This is a genomic window from Sphingorhabdus sp. (assembly GCF_044239005.1).
Classification (GTDB): domain Bacteria; phylum Pseudomonadota; class Alphaproteobacteria; order Sphingomonadales; family Sphingomonadaceae; genus Sphingorhabdus_B.
Map to the genome: position 1 here is coordinate 1 of NZ_JBIICH010000043.1, position 15837 is coordinate 15837.

Below are 15837 nucleotides of genomic sequence, written 5' to 3' on the forward strand. Positions count from 1 at the left end.
GCTGACATCCCGACAGATGCACCGCGCGGTGAACCGGTGGAGATAAAACTGCGCAACATCGGCTGGGTCAGCGGTCACATTGCATGGGCAACAGACGGCCGTGTGGGCATTGCGTTTGATCGCCCAATCAATCCAAAAGACGCGCGCAACCCTGTTAACACTGGTGCGCTCGACCTGCCCCTATATCTTCAAAGGCTGAACACGACGCCGCCCGTGCCTGGCAAGCTTACGCCGCGTTTAAATCAATCATCCAAGCAATATATGTCGACGGGGACGGCAATCTTGTCGAGCACGCGGCCAACGGGGTAAGCTGACTTACTTCCCTGCTCAATCGCGGCCTCAAGCACGGCACGTTTCTCTGCGCCATTGATTACCAATATCGCCGTACGCGCGGTACCGATTGCAGATGCGGTCAAAGTAACGCGATTGACCGCAGCTTCGGGCGGGAGCGGGTCTGGCGCAACACCGACCGCGCGCACATCTTTGCCGCCTTCGAGCGCGGTTTCCATATCAGGTCCCGGGAATATCGACGCGGTATGCCCATCCGTACCCATACCCAGCCAGACGAGATCGGGTGGCCAATGCAAGTCCGCAAGCCGGGCGTTTGCTGCCCCTCCGGCCAGTTTATAGTCCGCCGCATCGCTCGTGATCGGCAAAACGCGCGCGCCTTTCGGAATGAATATCTTCGCAATCATCGCAACATTCGACAGCGCATTGTCGACTGGAACCAACCGGTCGTCGGTCGGAATGATTGTGACATTTTTCCAGCGGATATTGGCCTGTGCCAGCTTTTCCAAAATAGGTTTCGGTGTCGAACCGCCGGGGAACGCAACCAGCGCTTGGCCACGGGCATCAAGTGCACTTTCGATGATGAAGCTGACGTCGCCGACAACAGCGTCGATCAAATCTTCTGCTGCGTCAAAGTCCCACCATTCAATTTCTTCGGCCATGTGCCTTGCGTCTCCGTTAGTTGCGTAATGCCGATGCTGCCCGCGCTGCAGATTCTATCGCGGCAACATCAGGAACGCCTTTACCAACAAGCCAGCTTCCACCAACACATAAAATTTCGGGAACCGCGAGCCAGTCTGCCGCCGTTTCCTGTTTGATGCCGCCGGTTGGGCAGAATTTGCACTGACCAAAGGGGCCAATAAGCGATTTCAGCGCAGGTAGACCGCCATTTGCTTCCGCCGGGAAGAATTTGAAATGGGTGAGGCCCAGATCAAGTCCGCGCATGATATCGCCCGCGCTCGCAACGCCCGGAAGAAAGGGAATATTTTTGGCGATGGCGGCTTTGCCTAAATTGTCGGTCAGGCCAGGCGAAACGATAAACTCGGCCCCCGCCGCGATTGCGCTGTCCAGGCCTGCCACATCAACAACGGTGCCTGTACCCACAATTGCGCCCGGCACCTTCTTCATTTCGGCAATGGCGTCCAATGCCGCGGCCGTGCGCAACGTGACCTCTAACACCGGCAAACCACCTGCCACCAATGCCTCAGCAATCGCGCGCGCATACGCCGCATCTTCAATCACCAGAACGGGGATAACGGGCGCGGTGCGCATGATTTTTTCAACGGGCGACATTGGCTATTCTTTCTCGATATATTGCTGGGCATAGGCCGCCGCTGCGCCGAAAAGGCCGGGCTGCGGATGGGTGATGAGTTTAACGGGGATGGAGGCCATCAATCCTTCAAAACGGCCTTTGGCGCGGAAACGTTCGGCAAAGCCTGAACGGACAAGACTGTCTTTGATACGCAGCCCTAGGCCGCCTGCGATGACGACCCCTGCAAAGCCGCCCTGAGCCAGCGTGATGTCACCGGCAACGCTGCCCAACGACAGGCAAAAGCGGTCAACAGCCGCCGCCGCAAGGCTATCCTCACCGGACATGCCCATTTGCCAGAGCGTCTTGTCATCATATTGCTGAACCGCGCGGCCTTCGATAGCGGCTAGCGTTTCGTAAAGATCAACCAAGCCCGGCCCCGACACGACACGTTCAATCGAAACCCTACGGTAACGTTTGCGCAAGCGCGCCAAAACGGCATCTTCAATCGCATCGAGCGGTGCAAAATCGATATGCCCGCCTTCAGTGGCTTGCACATGATAGGCGCCGCCGCTGCGCGCAACATGTGCGACGCCAAGTCCAGTCCCCGGGCCAATGATGCTCAGCGTGCCTTCAGGTGCAAACGCCTGCTCAGGGCCCGTCAAATGATGAAAATGCTCTGGCCCCGCTTGCGCAACCGCATGGCCAACAGCGCCGAAATCATTGACGATCACGAAGCTATCGACATTCAGCTTTTCACAGACCATCGACCGGCGGATGATCCACGGATTGTTGGTGAGCTTAATGACATCAGCATCGACGAGCCCTGCAATGGCGATGGCTGTTGCGCGCGGAAGCGGCGCGCCGTTCATCCGCTGAAATTCCTGCCACGCGGTTTGGAAACTGGCGTGCTCTGCTGTCTTCAGCGTTACCGCCTCGCCCAGGTTAATCACCTTGCCCGCATCCACTTCAGAAAGCGCAAAGCGTGCGTGGGTTCCGCCGATATCGACGGCGACAATCGCGGTCATAGCCCTGCCGCCGCGAGCATGGCTGACCCGCCCTTTTCCGCTTCATCGGCCGTAGCGCGCATCATTGCAAACAGCTCGCGTCCAGTTCCCATGTGCGCCACGGGCGTCGGGGCTGGCGTGCGACCGGCCCATTCGCGGTCGTCGACCAGCACGGACAATGTACCGTTGGTGGCACACAGGCGCACGATATCGCCATCCTGAAGCTTCGCGATTGCCCCGCCACGTGCGGCTTCAGGACTTAAGTGGATAGCCGCGGGCACTTTGCCCGATGCGCCGGACATACGGCCGTCGGTTACGAGCGCCACGTTAAAGCCCTTATCTTGCAACACACCCAATGGCGGCGTCAGCTTGTGCAGTTCAGGCATTCCGTTGGCGGCAGGCCCCTGAAAACGAATGACGACAATGACATCGCGATCAAGCTCGCCCGCCTTAAACGCTGCAAGAACATCATTTTGTTCGTGAAATACCCGCACCGGTGCTTCGATGGTCCAGCGTGCCGGATCAACCGCACTGGTCTTGAACGTCGCGCGACCCAAGTTGCCTGTCACCAAACGCATGCCACCATCGGGGCTGAACGGCGCAGACGGCGGGCGCAGCATTGTGTCATCGGCGGTCACCGCAGGTGCGTTGCGCCATACAAGCTTGTCCGCTTCCAACATGGGCTCACGTCCATAATCCGCCAAATCCTTACCCGCAACGGTCATGATATCGCGGTGGAGAAGCCCTGCGTCTATCAGTTCGCGGATCACATAGCCTATTCCGCCTGCGGCATGGAAATGGTTCACATCGCCCGAGCCATTGGGATACACGCGGGCGATCAATGGCACCACTGCGGACAGCTGATCCAAATCTTCCCAATCGATAATAATACCGGCGGCGCGGGCGATGGCCGGAATATGCAGCGCATGGTTCGTCGATCCGCCTGTTGCCAGCAAACCCACACAAGCGTTGACGATGGCTTTTTCATCGACGCACAGGCCCAGGGGCCGGTAATCATCGCCGTCCCAGCCAATTTCGCTCAACCGATGTACTGCAGCTCGCGTCAATTCGGTGCGCAGCTTGTTCCCCGGGTTGATGAACGCGGCGCCCGGGATATGCAGCCCCATGACTTCCATCATCATCTGATTGGAATTGGCGGTGCCGTAAAAGGTACATGTGCCAGCGCCATGATAGGACGCGGCTTCCGCCTCAAGCAATTCGGCGCGGCCAACCTTGCCCTCTGCATATAGCTGACGAACACGCTGTTTTTCTTTGTTGGCAAGGCCCGACGGCATTGGGCCTGCGGGCACGAGGATGGTCGGCAAATGGCCAAAGCGCAACGCGCCGATCAGAAGGCCGGGGACGATCTTGTCACAAATGCCCAACATCGCGACGCTTTCAAACATCCCGTGGCTCAGGCCAACCGCGGTTGCCATGGCAATGACATCGCGGCTGAACAAAGACAGCTCCATCGAATCCTGACCCTGCGTCACCCCATCGCACATCGCGGGCACCGCGCCTGCGACCTGCGCCGTCGCGCCAACTTCGCGCGCGAATATTTTCATTTGCTCGGGGTAGCGGCCATATGGCTGATGCGCCGACAGCATGTCGTTATAGGCACTGACAATGCCGATGTTCATCGCTTTGCCGCCGCGAATGGCAGGCTTGTCCTCACCGCTCGCGGCAAAGCCATGCGCCAGATTGCCGCAGCTTAACGCGGGCCGGTTAACGCCTGCATCACGTTGCTTTGCGATCAGGTCGAGATAGGCCTGACGTCCGGGCTTTGACCGTTCGATGATCCGCGCGGTGACGGCTTCAACGGTTGCGTGCATTTTACTCATGCCAGGTCACTCCATCACGTTCGGTGAGGGCAATCGCCGCATTGGGGCCCCAGCTGCCGGCACCATAGCCCTTTGGCTTCAACCCCGTCGCGTCCCACAGCGCCCGTATGGCATCGATCCACTTCCACTGGGCCTCAACCTCGTCACGGCGGACAAATAGCGTCTGGTCGCCTTCTATGAGGTCGAGAAGCAGGCGTTCATACGCAATCCGCCGCCGCGATCCGGCAAAGGCGGCGGTCAGCGACAGATCAAGCGGCACTTCGCGTAAAGTAACCCCGCCGCGATCCAGCCCGGGTTCTTTCGCCATGACCAACAACCGAACATATTCCTCCGGCTGCAACCGGATAACCAGCGTATTTGCCTCCAGCCGACCGCCACGGTCCTTGAACACATTGTGGGGGACGGGTTTGAACTGGATCACGATTTCGCTGCGGCGTTCGGGCAAACGTTTCCCCGTGCGCAGGAAAAATGGCACGCCCTGCCACCGCCAATTGTCGACATAGGCTTTAATTGCGACAAAGGTTTCGGTGTCAGATGGCTTGCCGAGATCCGCGTCATAGCCTTTGACCGCTTCGCCGTTGACCGCGCCGTCATTGTATTGCCCGGTCACGACGTCACCTTCGACCACCGAACGCAGCGCGCGCAGAACCTTTACCTTTTCATCGCGTATGGCCGTCGCATCCAGACTTGCCGGTGGCTCCATTGCCGTCAGCGCGAGCAATTGCAGCATATGGTTTTGCACCATGTCCCGCAGCGCGCCGGTATCGTCATAAAATCCGGCCCGCCCCTCGAGCCCCACGGTCTCGCTCACGGTAATCTGCACATGCTCAATGGCATTGGCATTCCACAGCGGTTCAAACAGCATGTTCGCAAAACGAAGCGCCATCAGGTTCTGGACCGTTTCTTTGCCCAGATAATGGTCGATGCGGAACGTCCGCGTTTCCGGGAAAACCGCGTTCACGGCGTCGTTAATATGCTGCGATGACGCCAAATCATTGCCCAATGGCTTTTCAAGACCGATGCGCACATTTTCGCCAGACAGGCCCGCATGGTGCAGGCCCTTGATCGTTGGTTCAAACAAAGATGGCGCGGTGGAGAGGAAAATCGACAATCCCCCCGATATGTCGCCAATCTTGTCCGCCAATGCAGCAAAGCCTTGCGGATCGGAGGCATCCAGCGCGACATACGAAAGCCTCTGCAGAAATGCGTCAATCAGGCCCTCGGCCTTGCGGTCATCGGGCAGAAATTCGCACAATGCCGCGCGTGCCATATCGCGGAATGCATCATCGGTAAGTGCGCTACGCGCAGTGCCGAAAATACGCAGGTCAGGATTAATCAGGCCATCGGCATGCAGTGCATATAAGGACGGCAGCAGCATCCGCCGTGAAAGGTCGCCCGTGGCCCCAAACAACAGCAAGGTAGAACTGTGCATGCTCATTTTGTCCGTCTCCATGCAAGGCACCGGTCGGTCGCCTTACCAATCGCGTCCCCCTTTATCCTGAAGGACACAAGCGTCTAGCGCTTATTCGTATGCAACGTTTAACGTAATGCCCAGCCGCGCTGTTCGTCCATACCCATGGAAATCAATATGGGTTCGTCCTGTTGCCGTGCCTGAAAGTCTGCTTTGCTGGAAAGGCCGCGCCAACCAGATGCAATCAAAGCTTGTGCCGTTGGCGCGCCCAAGGTCGTTCCGGGCCCAAGAACAATCACAACGTCCGGCGCGAATTCTGCGGCAGCAACCTGCACTGCGCGGCTAAAATCATATGTCTCGGTCAATTGCCCGCCAAGCGTGTAGGCGTAGATCGCGTCCGCGCTAAAGGCATGCGGCGACCAAATCTTACCCTGCCCGTCAATTGCCGGAATGTTGCCGGAACCGAAATCCGCCACAGGATTCTGCGCGCGCGCCATCGGCACGATATGCTGCAGCAACGGGCTATGGAAAGCCGCATGGTGCATCAGCCGCAATGGGAAGCGGTCGTCCTTCGGCAGTTTTTCGGCCAGCCATTTCAACCCGGCTTCGTCGCCTGCGAAGACAACCATCCCGCCGAGCCGTATCGACATTGATATCGTTATATCAGAAATATTCTGCGCTTCATTTACTAACGCATTCGCAAAGTTCACTTTTTCTTCGTCAATGTTCCAATCAGCACCGACAATCGGCCAAACGATTTGCCCGCCGGTGCCATGTTCATGCATCAACAGGCCCATATTGTTCACAAGCCGCGCACCCGCCGCCAGATCGACGATACCCGCACAGGCAAGTGCGAGATACCAGCCCATCGAATTGCCCGTCACCGCAACAATATCAAATTTATCACGATCAATCGCAGCGAAATCCGCAAGGGCAGATGCGTAAATCAGCGGGGATGCATTATCGCCGGTCATATGCACCGATGGCGCGTATTTCTCCGCTTTATCGAGCGCTGATACCGCCGCTTGGCCCTTTTCCGCCCGGACCGCATCGACAATGCCGACCACATCGGCGCGCGCCGCATGGTGCTTCTGCAGATATCCAAGCTCGGACGCGTTATAGGTGCCGCGTCCGGGGCAAACGACCAATGCGCGCTTCTTCATGCGACCGCTGCCTTGGCGGCTTCCACGATCGATTGCTTGCTTGGCAACACCAGCTCGGCCGCGGGTCCAAGCGGGATGAAGCAATCTTCGGCGGTAATCCGGCTAACGGCGTTTCCGCGACTAGCCTCCGTCAATATAGTCATCAGCTTTTCACTCAAGCTTCCCGATCGGCGGCTTTCGTCAACAATCAGGATATTCGAACAATCGGCCACCGCAGCCACAATTGCGTCCGCATTCAACGGATGCAACCAACGCAGGTCAATGATGCGTAGCTTGATGCCCAACGCTTCCAATTCGGGCGCAGCCTGACGCGATAAATAATAACCATTTCCATAGGTTATAATCGCAAGCTCAGTGCCATTGCCAAATTGCCCAAGCGCGCCAAAGCCAATGTCACGCCCATCCGTCTGCGCTGTATATTCCGCAGACCACGCGCCATCATCCGCGCCATGAAGGTCAGTTGTGTGATACAGCGCAATGGGTTCAAGGAAGATCACAACACGGCCATCCTCATGCGCCAGCCGGACGCATTCACGCAGCATAGCGGGCGCGTCGGCGGCGTTGGACGGACATGCGACAATGATGCCGGGAATGTCGGTGAGGACAGCGATGCTGTTGTCATTGTGGAAATGCCCACCAAAGCCCTTTTGATAGGGCAAGCCAGCGATACGCACGACCATAGGGTTGCGATATTGGCGGTTTGAAAAGAAGGACAAGGTCGCCGCTTCGCCCCGGATCTGGTCCTCTGCATTATGCAGATAGGCCAAAAACTGGATTTCGGGGATGGGAACAAAGCCATTATGCCCCATGCCGATGGCGAGCCCAAGGATGGTCTGTTCGTCCAACAACGTATCAAACACACGCGCTGCGCCAAATTTTTCCTGCAGCCCCTGTGTCACGCCATAGACGCCGCCTTTGCGCGCGACATCCTCGCCGAACACCGCGACATTGGGATATTGCAGCATGATGTCCGCCAAGGCGAAGTTGATGCTCTTGGCCAAAGTGACCGGTTTAGAGAGGTTGCGCGCATCTTTGGCGAAAAGGGCCTCGCGTGCGGCCATATCGGGTAATGGCGGTGATGGCTTGGCGCCTTCCTCTGGTAGGATGGATGCCATCACCTCTTGCGCGGTGACGAGCCGTGGCTTGGCGAGCGCATCCAAGGCAACGCGGTCCACCCGTGCGCGCATGTCTTCGTAGCGCGCAACAATCTCCGCGCCAGACATGCCCGCTTGTTCATGCAAAATGCGCGCGCTGTGCAGCAATGGATCTTGCGCTTCTGCGGCTTCGATCTGCGCAATCGGTGCATAGCTCAATTCAACATCGGCCCCCGCATGCCCCATGAGGCGCACCGTCTGCATGTGCAGAAATACAGGCCTGCGCCGCGCACGCGCATATGCAACGGCTTCGTGGCAACCACGCAAAGCATCATTCAGGTCCGCCCCGTCGCAGGCAATATATTTCAATGCAGGGCGATGCGCGAAGTTGGCCGCTATCCATCCACCGGGCGTCCGCACCGAAATGCCAATGCCATTATCCTCACACAGGAAAACGATGGGCATAGGCAAATGCTGATACGCAGCCCAGCAGGCGGCGTTGAACGCGCCCTGCGACGTAGAGTGGTTGGCCGATGCATCGCCAAAGGAACATAAAATGATGGAATCATGCGGGAGGACCGCGTCATCGAGTTGCAGGCGCCGTGCCAGCCCCAAAGAATGCGCGGCGCCGACGGCTTTTGGCAAATGCGAGGCAATGGTGCTGGTCTGCGGCGGGACAAAGGTGTGCGCACATCCCAGAACCTTGTGCCGCCCACCGGAAATCGGATCGTCTGCCGACGCTGCGAAGGACAACGCCATGTCATATAATGGTGTCAGACCGCCCACCTGCTTTTTGCGCTGAATCAGAAACGCGCCATCGCGGTAATGCAAAAACGCCATGTCGGTCGCGCGCGTGGCCGCGGCCATCGCCGCAGTGCCTTCATGCCCCGAACTGCCAATGGAATAAAATGTCTTACCCTTTGACCGGCGCGCCCAAAGATCGAGGTGACGGTTCATGGTTTGCGTATCAAACAAATCCACCAGCAGATGGGGCGCTGCTACTTCGGCCGCACCTTTCGAACGCGGAGCGGGAAAGTCATGGGCAGCAACACGCCGCAGAAAAGCCGCGTCTAATATCGTAGGACGGTCAAACATAGACCGCATAATTAGCGCCAAAGGGCACAAAAGCCACTGTAAAGTATAAATTTCAACTGCCCGATTAAATTGCTGGATTTGTTAAAATTCGGCGATAGGATGGAGGTTGAGTGAGAGCTTGCTTGCCGGTCCAACCCAGACGGCGGGTGTGTCAAAACTGACATCCAGAAGTGAGCAGCAAATGCCACAAGGGTGTCGGTTGAATAGGAGGAGAGAGTATAATGCGTCGATTTAATCGTGTAATCACGGCTGCTTTGTGCAGCACCATCTGCAGCGCGATGTTAGTGCCTGCGGCTTACGCCCAAACCGCCCAAGCCGAAGAAGATAGTGGTGATGAACCCATTATCGTTACTGCAACGTTGCGCGCGATGGATGTGCAAGACATTCCGCTTGCCGTGACCGCCGTCGCGCCAGAGGCGCTGGAGCGTCAGGGCGTCAACGACATCAAAAATCTGGCGTCGATTTCGCCAAGCATCAACATCCAATCTTCGCAGACCGAAACCCAAGGCACCTCGATCAAGGTCCGCGGCGTCGGCACGACCGGCAACAACACCGGCCTTGAAAGCTCGGTTGGCGTATTCATCGACGGTGTATATCAGTCACGTCCAGGCGTTGCACTGGGTGACCTTGTCGACCTTGAACGCCTTGAAATTTTGCGTGGTCCTCAAGGCACACTGTTTGGCCGCAACACGTCGGCCGGCGCGCTAAACGTCTCGACAAAGCGTCCAAGCCTTTCTGAAGTCGAAGGTTTCGCAAATGCGAGTTACGGCAATTACAATTTCATGAACCTTCAAGCTGGCGTCAGCGTGCCTATCACCACTGACGTGGCGGGCCTCCGGGTATCCGGCACATGGCGCAAGCGTGACGGCTATCTCAAAACGCCATCGGGCGTAGAGAGCAACAACCGTGATCGTTACATGCTGCGCGGACAATTGTACATCGAACCAAATGCAGATGTGAGCATCCGTATTTTGGCCGATTATGCCAAGACCGACGAACAATGCTGCGAAGCGGTTATCGTTCGTGAAACCGAACTTGCGCCTTTCTTTGCCGCTAACGGTTTGGCGAGCGATGGCGTAGACCAGTCCGGAATGAGCGCGCTGAAGAATCTATCGATCAACGGCGGACCTTATCTGAACGGCTCCAAACAATGGGGTACTTCGGCAGAAGTGAAATGGGACCTTGGCCCAGCAAAGCTGACCTCGGTTACCGCATATCGCAAGTTCGATTCAAGCTCGACAACAGTCGGTGGCTTCACCTCCAACGACACCTACACAGTGGGTAATGGCGCACCGACATCACGCCCCGGCATTTTGCCATCGGGTGACCATATCAAGACCTTCACCCAAGAACTGCGCTTGCAAGGCACCGCTTTCAACGATGGTCTCGACTGGTTGATTGGTGGTTTCTACTCGAGCGAGAAAATCCGCGCTGATCAGACGATGACGCTGAACGCCGATTTCCAGAAGACTGGGAGCGCGTTTAACTTCGGTCCGGCCACGTCGGTAGGTCCGCCAACTGGTTTTGGTTCAAACCCATTGTTTACGTTAACCGCGTTCGGCAATGCCGGCGTTCCGGTCAATGCCAATGGCAACTATGCCGAAAACCGGTTTAACCAGGATGCGAGCAGCTGGTCGGTATTCACGCATAACGTTCTTAACTTCACCGATAAACTGAGTTTGACGGTCGGTGCCCGTTACGTAAATGAAACCAAGGACGCATCGTTCAACCAGCTTGCTGGAACGACCGGTGCAGGCGCCAGCGCGTGCCAAGCCAGCGTGAACGGTGTTTTGACCGGCGCCGTACCTGCCCCCGCACGTGCGGGTATGATTGGTATCAACTGCTTCCCGTTTGCAACGTCGGTTGCCCTGACTGCGCCTGCAGCCATCGGCGGCGGCCTTGCGAGCGCCAAGCTTCCGTTGCCGCGTGTATGGTCGCAAGAGTTCAAGGACGACGAGATCACCTATACGGCGCAGCTCGGATATAAAGCGAACGAAGATCTGTTGCTCTACGCCGGTTACAGCCATGGTTTCAAATCGGGTGGTTTCAACCTCGATCCACAATCCGCAACCTTGCAAAACTCGGGAGCCATTCTTGCCGGTTTGGCAACGGGAACTGTTGTTGCACCGGTTTATGCTGATCCAAGCTTCAAATCCGAAAAGGTCAACCAAATCGAAGTGGGTGTAAAGGCAACATTATTTGGTGCCATCAAAGCCAACCTGGCCTTGTTCGACATGAAAATGAGCGACTTCCAGGTGCTTGAATTCACGGGCGTCCAGTTCCTGACCTTCAACGTCAATTCGGCGCGGTCGACAGGTGCTGAGCTTGAGTTGTTTGGTAAGCTGAGCGACAATATCTCGGCCAATGCATCGGCAACATATGCCAATGCCCGCTATCCCAGCAACTGCGCGGATGGTGTAGCCGTGGCAGCCCTCCCATCCACATTGCGACTTTGTGGTCAGGACCTGACGAACGCGCCTAAATTTGCGGGCGTAGTCGGTTTGACGTATGATGGTCCTTTGAATGACTCGGGTTGGAGCATCCTGGTTAACGGTAACGTGAACTATTCCGATAGCCGCACGACCCGGACAATCGACACCGATACGAACGGTCTGCCCGTGCCAATGGCTCGGCAGGCAAACTACTACAAGATCAACGCACGCATCGGCCTGACCACGCCAGATGAGCGTTACACGTTCGAGATTTGGGGTACGAACCTGAACAACGAAATCACCCGCGGCATCACCGCCAACACCCCACTTCGTGGCGGTGCTGGTACGCGCTCGTTGATCGGTTTCGTTGAAGAACCACGCATGTACGGCCTGACCGTCCGCGCCAAGTTCTAAACCAACGGCACAAACAAAAAGGGCGGCCTCCGCGGAGGTCGCCCTTTTTGTGTCTTGCTTGCGGGTTTTTATGCCGCAGCTTTATACAGCGTCTCGCCCTTGTCCGCCATGTCGCGGAAGCTTTTGGGTGGCGCAAAACGATTGCCAAATCGCTGTGCCAAATTGTCGGCGGTGCGAACGAAGTTCTCCAGGCCAACCGTGTCGATATAGCTCATCGGACCACCGGTGTACGGCGCAAAGCCCCAGCCGAAGATTGCCCCAAGATCAGCGCTCTGTGGATCGCGGACGACCTCTTCTTCAAAGCATTGCGCTGTGGCAATCAACTGGATGTACAGCAGGCGCTGTTTCACTTCTTCGACAGATGGCTGGTCTTCAGCGAGCGGATAATGCTCAGCCATGCCCTGCCACAAAGTCTTGCGCTCACCTTTTTCGTCATAGTCATAGAAGCCGGAGCCGAAACGACGGCCCTTACGGCCCAATTTGACGACCATCAATTCCATGAAGTCTTCGGTGCCGCTTGGTTGATACGCGTCGCCCAATTCCTTCTTGGTCGATTGCATCACGTCATAGCCAAGCTGCAATGTCGTCTCGTCAAGCAACGCCAGCGGGCCAATCGGCATGCCAAGCGACTTGGCGGCATTTTCGATGAGCGCAGGTTTTACGCCTTCGGTCACCAGCTTCATCGCCTCACCCATATAAGGCGGGAATACGCGGTTGGTGAAGAAGCCGCGAACGTCCTTGACGACGATCGGGGTCTTCTTGATCTTTGCGTTATAATCAAACGCCGCAGCCATCGCCCGCTCGCCCGTCAGTTCACCGGGAATGATTTCCAGCAACGGCATTTTTTCAACCGGCGAGAAGAAGTGCAGCCCGACAAACAGTTCCGGACGTGACGAATTCTTCGCAAGACCCGTAATCGGCAATGTCGACGTATTCGACGCGAACACAACATCGGGACCAATCACCGCTTCTGCCTTCTTAATGACATCTGCCTTTACATCGGGCCGTTCAAACACGGCTTCGATGATAAGGTCGACATCTTTCAGATCGTCATAATTGTCTGTCGGCGTAATCCGCGCCATGAACGCGTCGCCCGCTTCCTTGGTCATCTTGCCACGGCTGACGGCCTTGTCGATGATCTTGCGGCTATAATCCACCGCCTTATTGGCATCTTCAAGGCTGCGGTCGAGCACGACGACTTCCATGCCGCCCTTGACGGTAACGTGCGTGATACCCGACCCCATCAGGCCACCGCCCAATACGCCAACCTTTTTAATCTCAACCGCAGGGACACCTGCGGGGCGGCCAGCGCCCTTTTCAGCAGCCTGTTTGTTGATGAACAAGGTGCGGATCATGTTCTTCGCTTGGCTGCCCGAAAGGAGTTTCGTGAAATATTTGGATTCCACACGCAGCGCGGTGTCGAACGGCAGGATCGAACCTTCATACAGACACGACAAAATGGCCTTGATGGCGTCAAAATTGCCTTTGCTCTCCTTATGCGCCATCGCGTTCAGGCCAACGAACAGCTGAACCGCACGTGGGTCCATCGCGCCTGCACCGCCGGGGAATTTGAAATCCTTCTTGTCCCAAGGCGCCGTCGCCTTCGGATTGGCCTTTACCCAAGCTTTGGCATTGGCAATCACATCAGCAGCCGGCGCAACGTCGTGCACCAGTCCTTGTGCCTTCGCCGTTGCCGGGTCGAGCGACTTGCCTTGAATAATCATCATCGCTGCGTTCTGCAGGCCAATGAGGCGTGGCGTCCGCTGTGTTCCGCCGCCACCGGGCAACAGGCCAACCATCACTTCGGGCATGCCGAGCTGGATTTTTGGATTGTCCGCAACGACGCGGTAATGGCACGCAAGCGCGAGTTCCAAACCGCCGCCCAGCGCCAGACCATTCAGCGCGCAGGCGACTGGCTTTGCCGATGCCTTACCGCTGCTCAGGTCCTTGGCGGATTGACCGCCGGATTCCATTTTGCGCAGCAACGCATTCAAAGCGAAAGCCTGGTCGAACGCTTCTTTGGTGCTGCTCGCCTTTGCGCCGCCCAGCATGGTCAAGTCAGCACCGGCCAGGAAACCGGATTTCTTGCCCGATGTAATGACCGCGCCCTTGACGGCTTCGTTCGTGGTGAAATCGTCAACCCATTTGCCGAATTCTTCGATCAACGCGCCATTCCAAACGTTCATGGATGCATCCGGAAGGTCGATCGTCAGAAGCGCAATGCCATCGGCGTCGATATCGACGGAGAAAGTTGTGTAAGTCATGTTTTCGTTCCCGATCAATTCACGCGTTCGATGATGGTTGCAGTGCCCATTCCGGCACCAATGCACAGCGTGGTGAGCGCAGTCGACTTGCCGGAACGTTCCAGCTCATCCAGCACGGTGCCAAGGATCATGGCACCTGTCGCGCCAAGCGGATGTCCCATGGCAATGGCACCACCGTTGACGTTGATGTCGCTATGGTCAACGTTCATCGCTTCCATGAAGCGCAGAACGACCGAGGCAAAGGCTTCGTTCAATTCCCACACATCAATGTCGCTCTTGTCCATTCCGGCGCGCGCCAGCGCCTTTTGCGCGGCGAATTCGGGACCAGTGAGCATGATGGCGGGTTCGGAACCGATGGAGGCCATCGATACGATACGCGCACGCGCCTTCAGGCCATATTTCTCGCCAGCTTCTTTCGTGCCAATCAGCACAGCAGCCGAACCGTCGACGATGCCCGAGCTGTTGCCGGCATGGTGGACATGGTTGATCTTTTCGACGTCGGGATAGCGCATGATGGCGATGTCATCAAAGCCGGGCATCATGGTGCCCATCATCTGGAATGCAGGGGCCAACGCGCCCAATGACTGCATATCCGTTTCCGGACGCATCAATTCGTCATGGTCGAGGACAACTTCGCCAATGACATCCCGGATCGGCAGGATCGAACGCGCGAAACGCTTTTCAGCCCATGCCCGGCCAGCCCGCTTTTGGCTTTCGACCGCATAAGCGTCAACATCATCACGGCTATAGCCATATCTGGTGGCGATAAGGTCTGCAGAAATGCCCTGCGGGATGAAATAATTGGCAATTGCCGAGCGCGGGTCGATGGGCCACGCGCCGCCGTCCGAACCCATGGGCACGCGGCTCATCGATTCAATGCCGCCGCCGACAGCCAGATCGCATTCGCCCGACTTCACTTTGGCCGCAGCGATGTTCGACGCTTCCAAGCCCGATCCGCAGAAACGGTTCACCTGAATACCCGACGTTGTGTACGGATAGCCCGCAGCCAGAACGGCGGTACGGGTGATAACTGCGCCTTGCTCGCCCACTGGCGATACGCAACCAAAGGCCACATCTTCAATCTCTTCACCCGACAGGCCATTGCGGTCGCGAATAGCCGCCAGAACCTGCGCCGCGAGGTCGACGGACGTTATTTCATGCAGCGCGCCATCCGGCCGCCCCTTGCCACGCGGGCTACGCACCGCATCATAAATATAGGCTTCGGTCATATTCAGTCCTTATTTGCGACCACGGCGCCTGCCGCGATCAGTTGGGAGATGTCATCGGCGCTGAGTCCCGCTTCGGCCAATATGGCGGCGTAATCTGCACCTTTTGTTGCGATATCAAAATGGGTTGGCAAAGGCTGCGTTGCAAGACGCGGCGCGACTTGAGGGTGCAGCCAACGCCCATCGGTGACAACCGCGTGGCGTTCGGCATTTACAGGATGTGACGCCGCCTCAACATAGTCGAGCACCGGCGTTACGCATGCGTCGGTGCCGGCAAAAATCGCTTCCCAAGCATCACGCGTCTTGGTGGCGAACACATCCTCCAGCATTTCATGCTGCTTCGCGAATGCGGC

At 57.2% G+C, this 15837-nt stretch carries 11 protein-coding genes and 1 pseudogene; 2 read left to right on the top strand and 10 right to left on the bottom strand.

All coding sequences use genetic code 11. The features are described from left to right. A pseudogene (locus ACILQA_RS05105) lies at nt 1-309 on the top strand (hypothetical protein); the annotation flags it as partial. On the opposite strand, the gene pgl reads toward ACILQA_RS05105, so the two are convergent. The 7 genes from pgl to ACILQA_RS05140 form a co-directional block, all read right to left on the bottom strand. Beyond that, on the bottom strand, nt 243-950 hold the full coding sequence (pgl, locus tag ACILQA_RS05110; protein WP_395628714.1) for a 6-phosphogluconolactonase: 708 nt from the start codon (nt 948-950) through the stop codon (nt 243-245). The pseudogene ACILQA_RS05105 and the gene pgl overlap by 67 nt on opposite strands. 16 nt (nt 951-966) lie before the next feature. Beyond that, nucleotides 967-1581 (bottom strand): bifunctional 4-hydroxy-2-oxoglutarate aldolase/2-dehydro-3-deoxy-phosphogluconate aldolase, encoded by a 615-nt coding sequence (gene eda, locus ACILQA_RS05115; protein ID WP_395628715.1) that lies wholly within the window; start codon nt 1579-1581, stop codon nt 967-969. A 3-nt stretch (nt 1582-1584) separates the two neighbouring features. Next, on the bottom strand, nt 1585-2565 hold the full coding sequence (glk, locus tag ACILQA_RS05120; protein ID WP_395628716.1) for a glucokinase: 981 nt from the start codon (nt 2563-2565) through the stop codon (nt 1585-1587). Then, nucleotides 2562-4385, bottom strand: a complete 1824-nt coding sequence (gene edd, locus ACILQA_RS05125; protein WP_395628717.1) for a phosphogluconate dehydratase — start codon at nt 4383-4385, stop codon at nt 2562-2564. The genes glk and edd overlap by 4 nt, the downstream gene beginning before the upstream one ends. Further along, a complete protein-coding gene (zwf, locus tag ACILQA_RS05130; RefSeq protein WP_395628718.1) occupies nt 4378-5823 on the bottom strand; it encodes a glucose-6-phosphate dehydrogenase in 1446 nt (481 codons plus the stop codon). Before zwf ends, edd begins: the two co-directional genes overlap by 8 nt. Nucleotides 5824-5924: 101 nt before the next feature. Further along, the gene (locus ACILQA_RS05135; RefSeq protein ID WP_395628719.1) at nt 5925-6959 is read right to left on the bottom strand and encodes an ACP S-malonyltransferase; all 1035 of its coding nucleotides are present in this window, start codon (nt 6957-6959) and stop codon (nt 5925-5927) included. Then, nucleotides 6956-9157, bottom strand: coding sequence for a thiamine pyrophosphate-dependent enzyme (locus ACILQA_RS05140; protein WP_395628720.1), 2202 nt, complete (start codon nt 9155-9157; stop codon nt 6956-6958). Before ACILQA_RS05140 ends, ACILQA_RS05135 begins: the two co-directional genes overlap by 4 nt. A 212-nt stretch (nt 9158-9369) precedes the next feature. Here ACILQA_RS05140 and ACILQA_RS05145 point away from each other — a divergent pair, with 212 nt between their 5' ends. Beyond that, nucleotides 9370-11994, top strand: coding sequence for a TonB-dependent receptor (locus ACILQA_RS05145; RefSeq protein WP_395628721.1), 2625 nt, complete (start codon nt 9370-9372; stop codon nt 11992-11994). Between the two features lie 68 nt (nt 11995-12062). Here ACILQA_RS05145 and ACILQA_RS05150 read toward each other — a convergent pair whose 3' ends face one another. From ACILQA_RS05150 to ACILQA_RS05160, 3 genes are all read right to left on the bottom strand, one after another. After that, nucleotides 12063-14258, bottom strand: a complete 2196-nt coding sequence (locus ACILQA_RS05150) for a 3-hydroxyacyl-CoA dehydrogenase NAD-binding domain-containing protein (RefSeq protein WP_395628722.1) — start codon at nt 14256-14258, stop codon at nt 12063-12065. A 14-nt stretch (nt 14259-14272) separates the two neighbouring features. Next, nucleotides 14273-15487, bottom strand: coding sequence for an acetyl-CoA C-acetyltransferase (locus ACILQA_RS05155; RefSeq protein WP_395628723.1), 1215 nt, complete (start codon nt 15485-15487; stop codon nt 14273-14275). 2 nt (nt 15488-15489) lie between these two features. Then, nucleotides 15490-15837 (bottom strand): CoA transferase (locus tag ACILQA_RS05160; RefSeq protein ID WP_395628724.1); only part of this gene is annotated, 348 nt, incomplete at its 5' end.

Excerpts from the sequence above, each read along its gene's own strand:
- edd (WP_395628717.1), bottom strand. The coding sequence starts at position 4,385 with ATGAGTAAAATGCACGCAACCGTTGAAGCCGTCACCGCGCGGATCATC.
- pgl (WP_395628714.1), bottom strand. The coding sequence starts at position 950 with ATGGCCGAAGAAATTGAATGGTGGGACTTTGACGCAGCAGAAGATTTG.
- glk (WP_395628716.1), bottom strand. The coding sequence starts at position 2,565 with ATGACCGCGATTGTCGCCGTCGATATCGGCGGAACCCACGCACGCTTT.
- ACILQA_RS05150 (WP_395628722.1), bottom strand. The coding sequence starts at position 14,258 with ATGACTTACACAACTTTCTCCGTCGATATCGACGCCGATGGCATTGCG.
- zwf (WP_395628718.1), bottom strand. The coding sequence starts at position 5,823 with ATGAGCATGCACAGTTCTACCTTGCTGTTGTTTGGGGCCACGGGCGAC.
- ACILQA_RS05140 (WP_395628720.1), bottom strand. The coding sequence starts at position 9,157 with ATGCGGTCTATGTTTGACCGTCCTACGATATTAGACGCGGCTTTTCTG.
- ACILQA_RS05155 (WP_395628723.1), bottom strand. The coding sequence starts at position 15,487 with ATGACCGAAGCCTATATTTATGATGCGGTGCGTAGCCCGCGTGGCAAG.
- ACILQA_RS05135 (WP_395628719.1), bottom strand. The coding sequence starts at position 6,959 with ATGAAGAAGCGCGCATTGGTCGTTTGCCCCGGACGCGGCACCTATAAC.
- ACILQA_RS05145 (WP_395628721.1), top strand. The coding sequence starts at position 9,370 with ATGCGTCGATTTAATCGTGTAATCACGGCTGCTTTGTGCAGCACCATC.
- eda (WP_395628715.1), bottom strand. The coding sequence starts at position 1,581 with ATGTCGCCCGTTGAAAAAATCATGCGCACCGCGCCCGTTATCCCCGTT.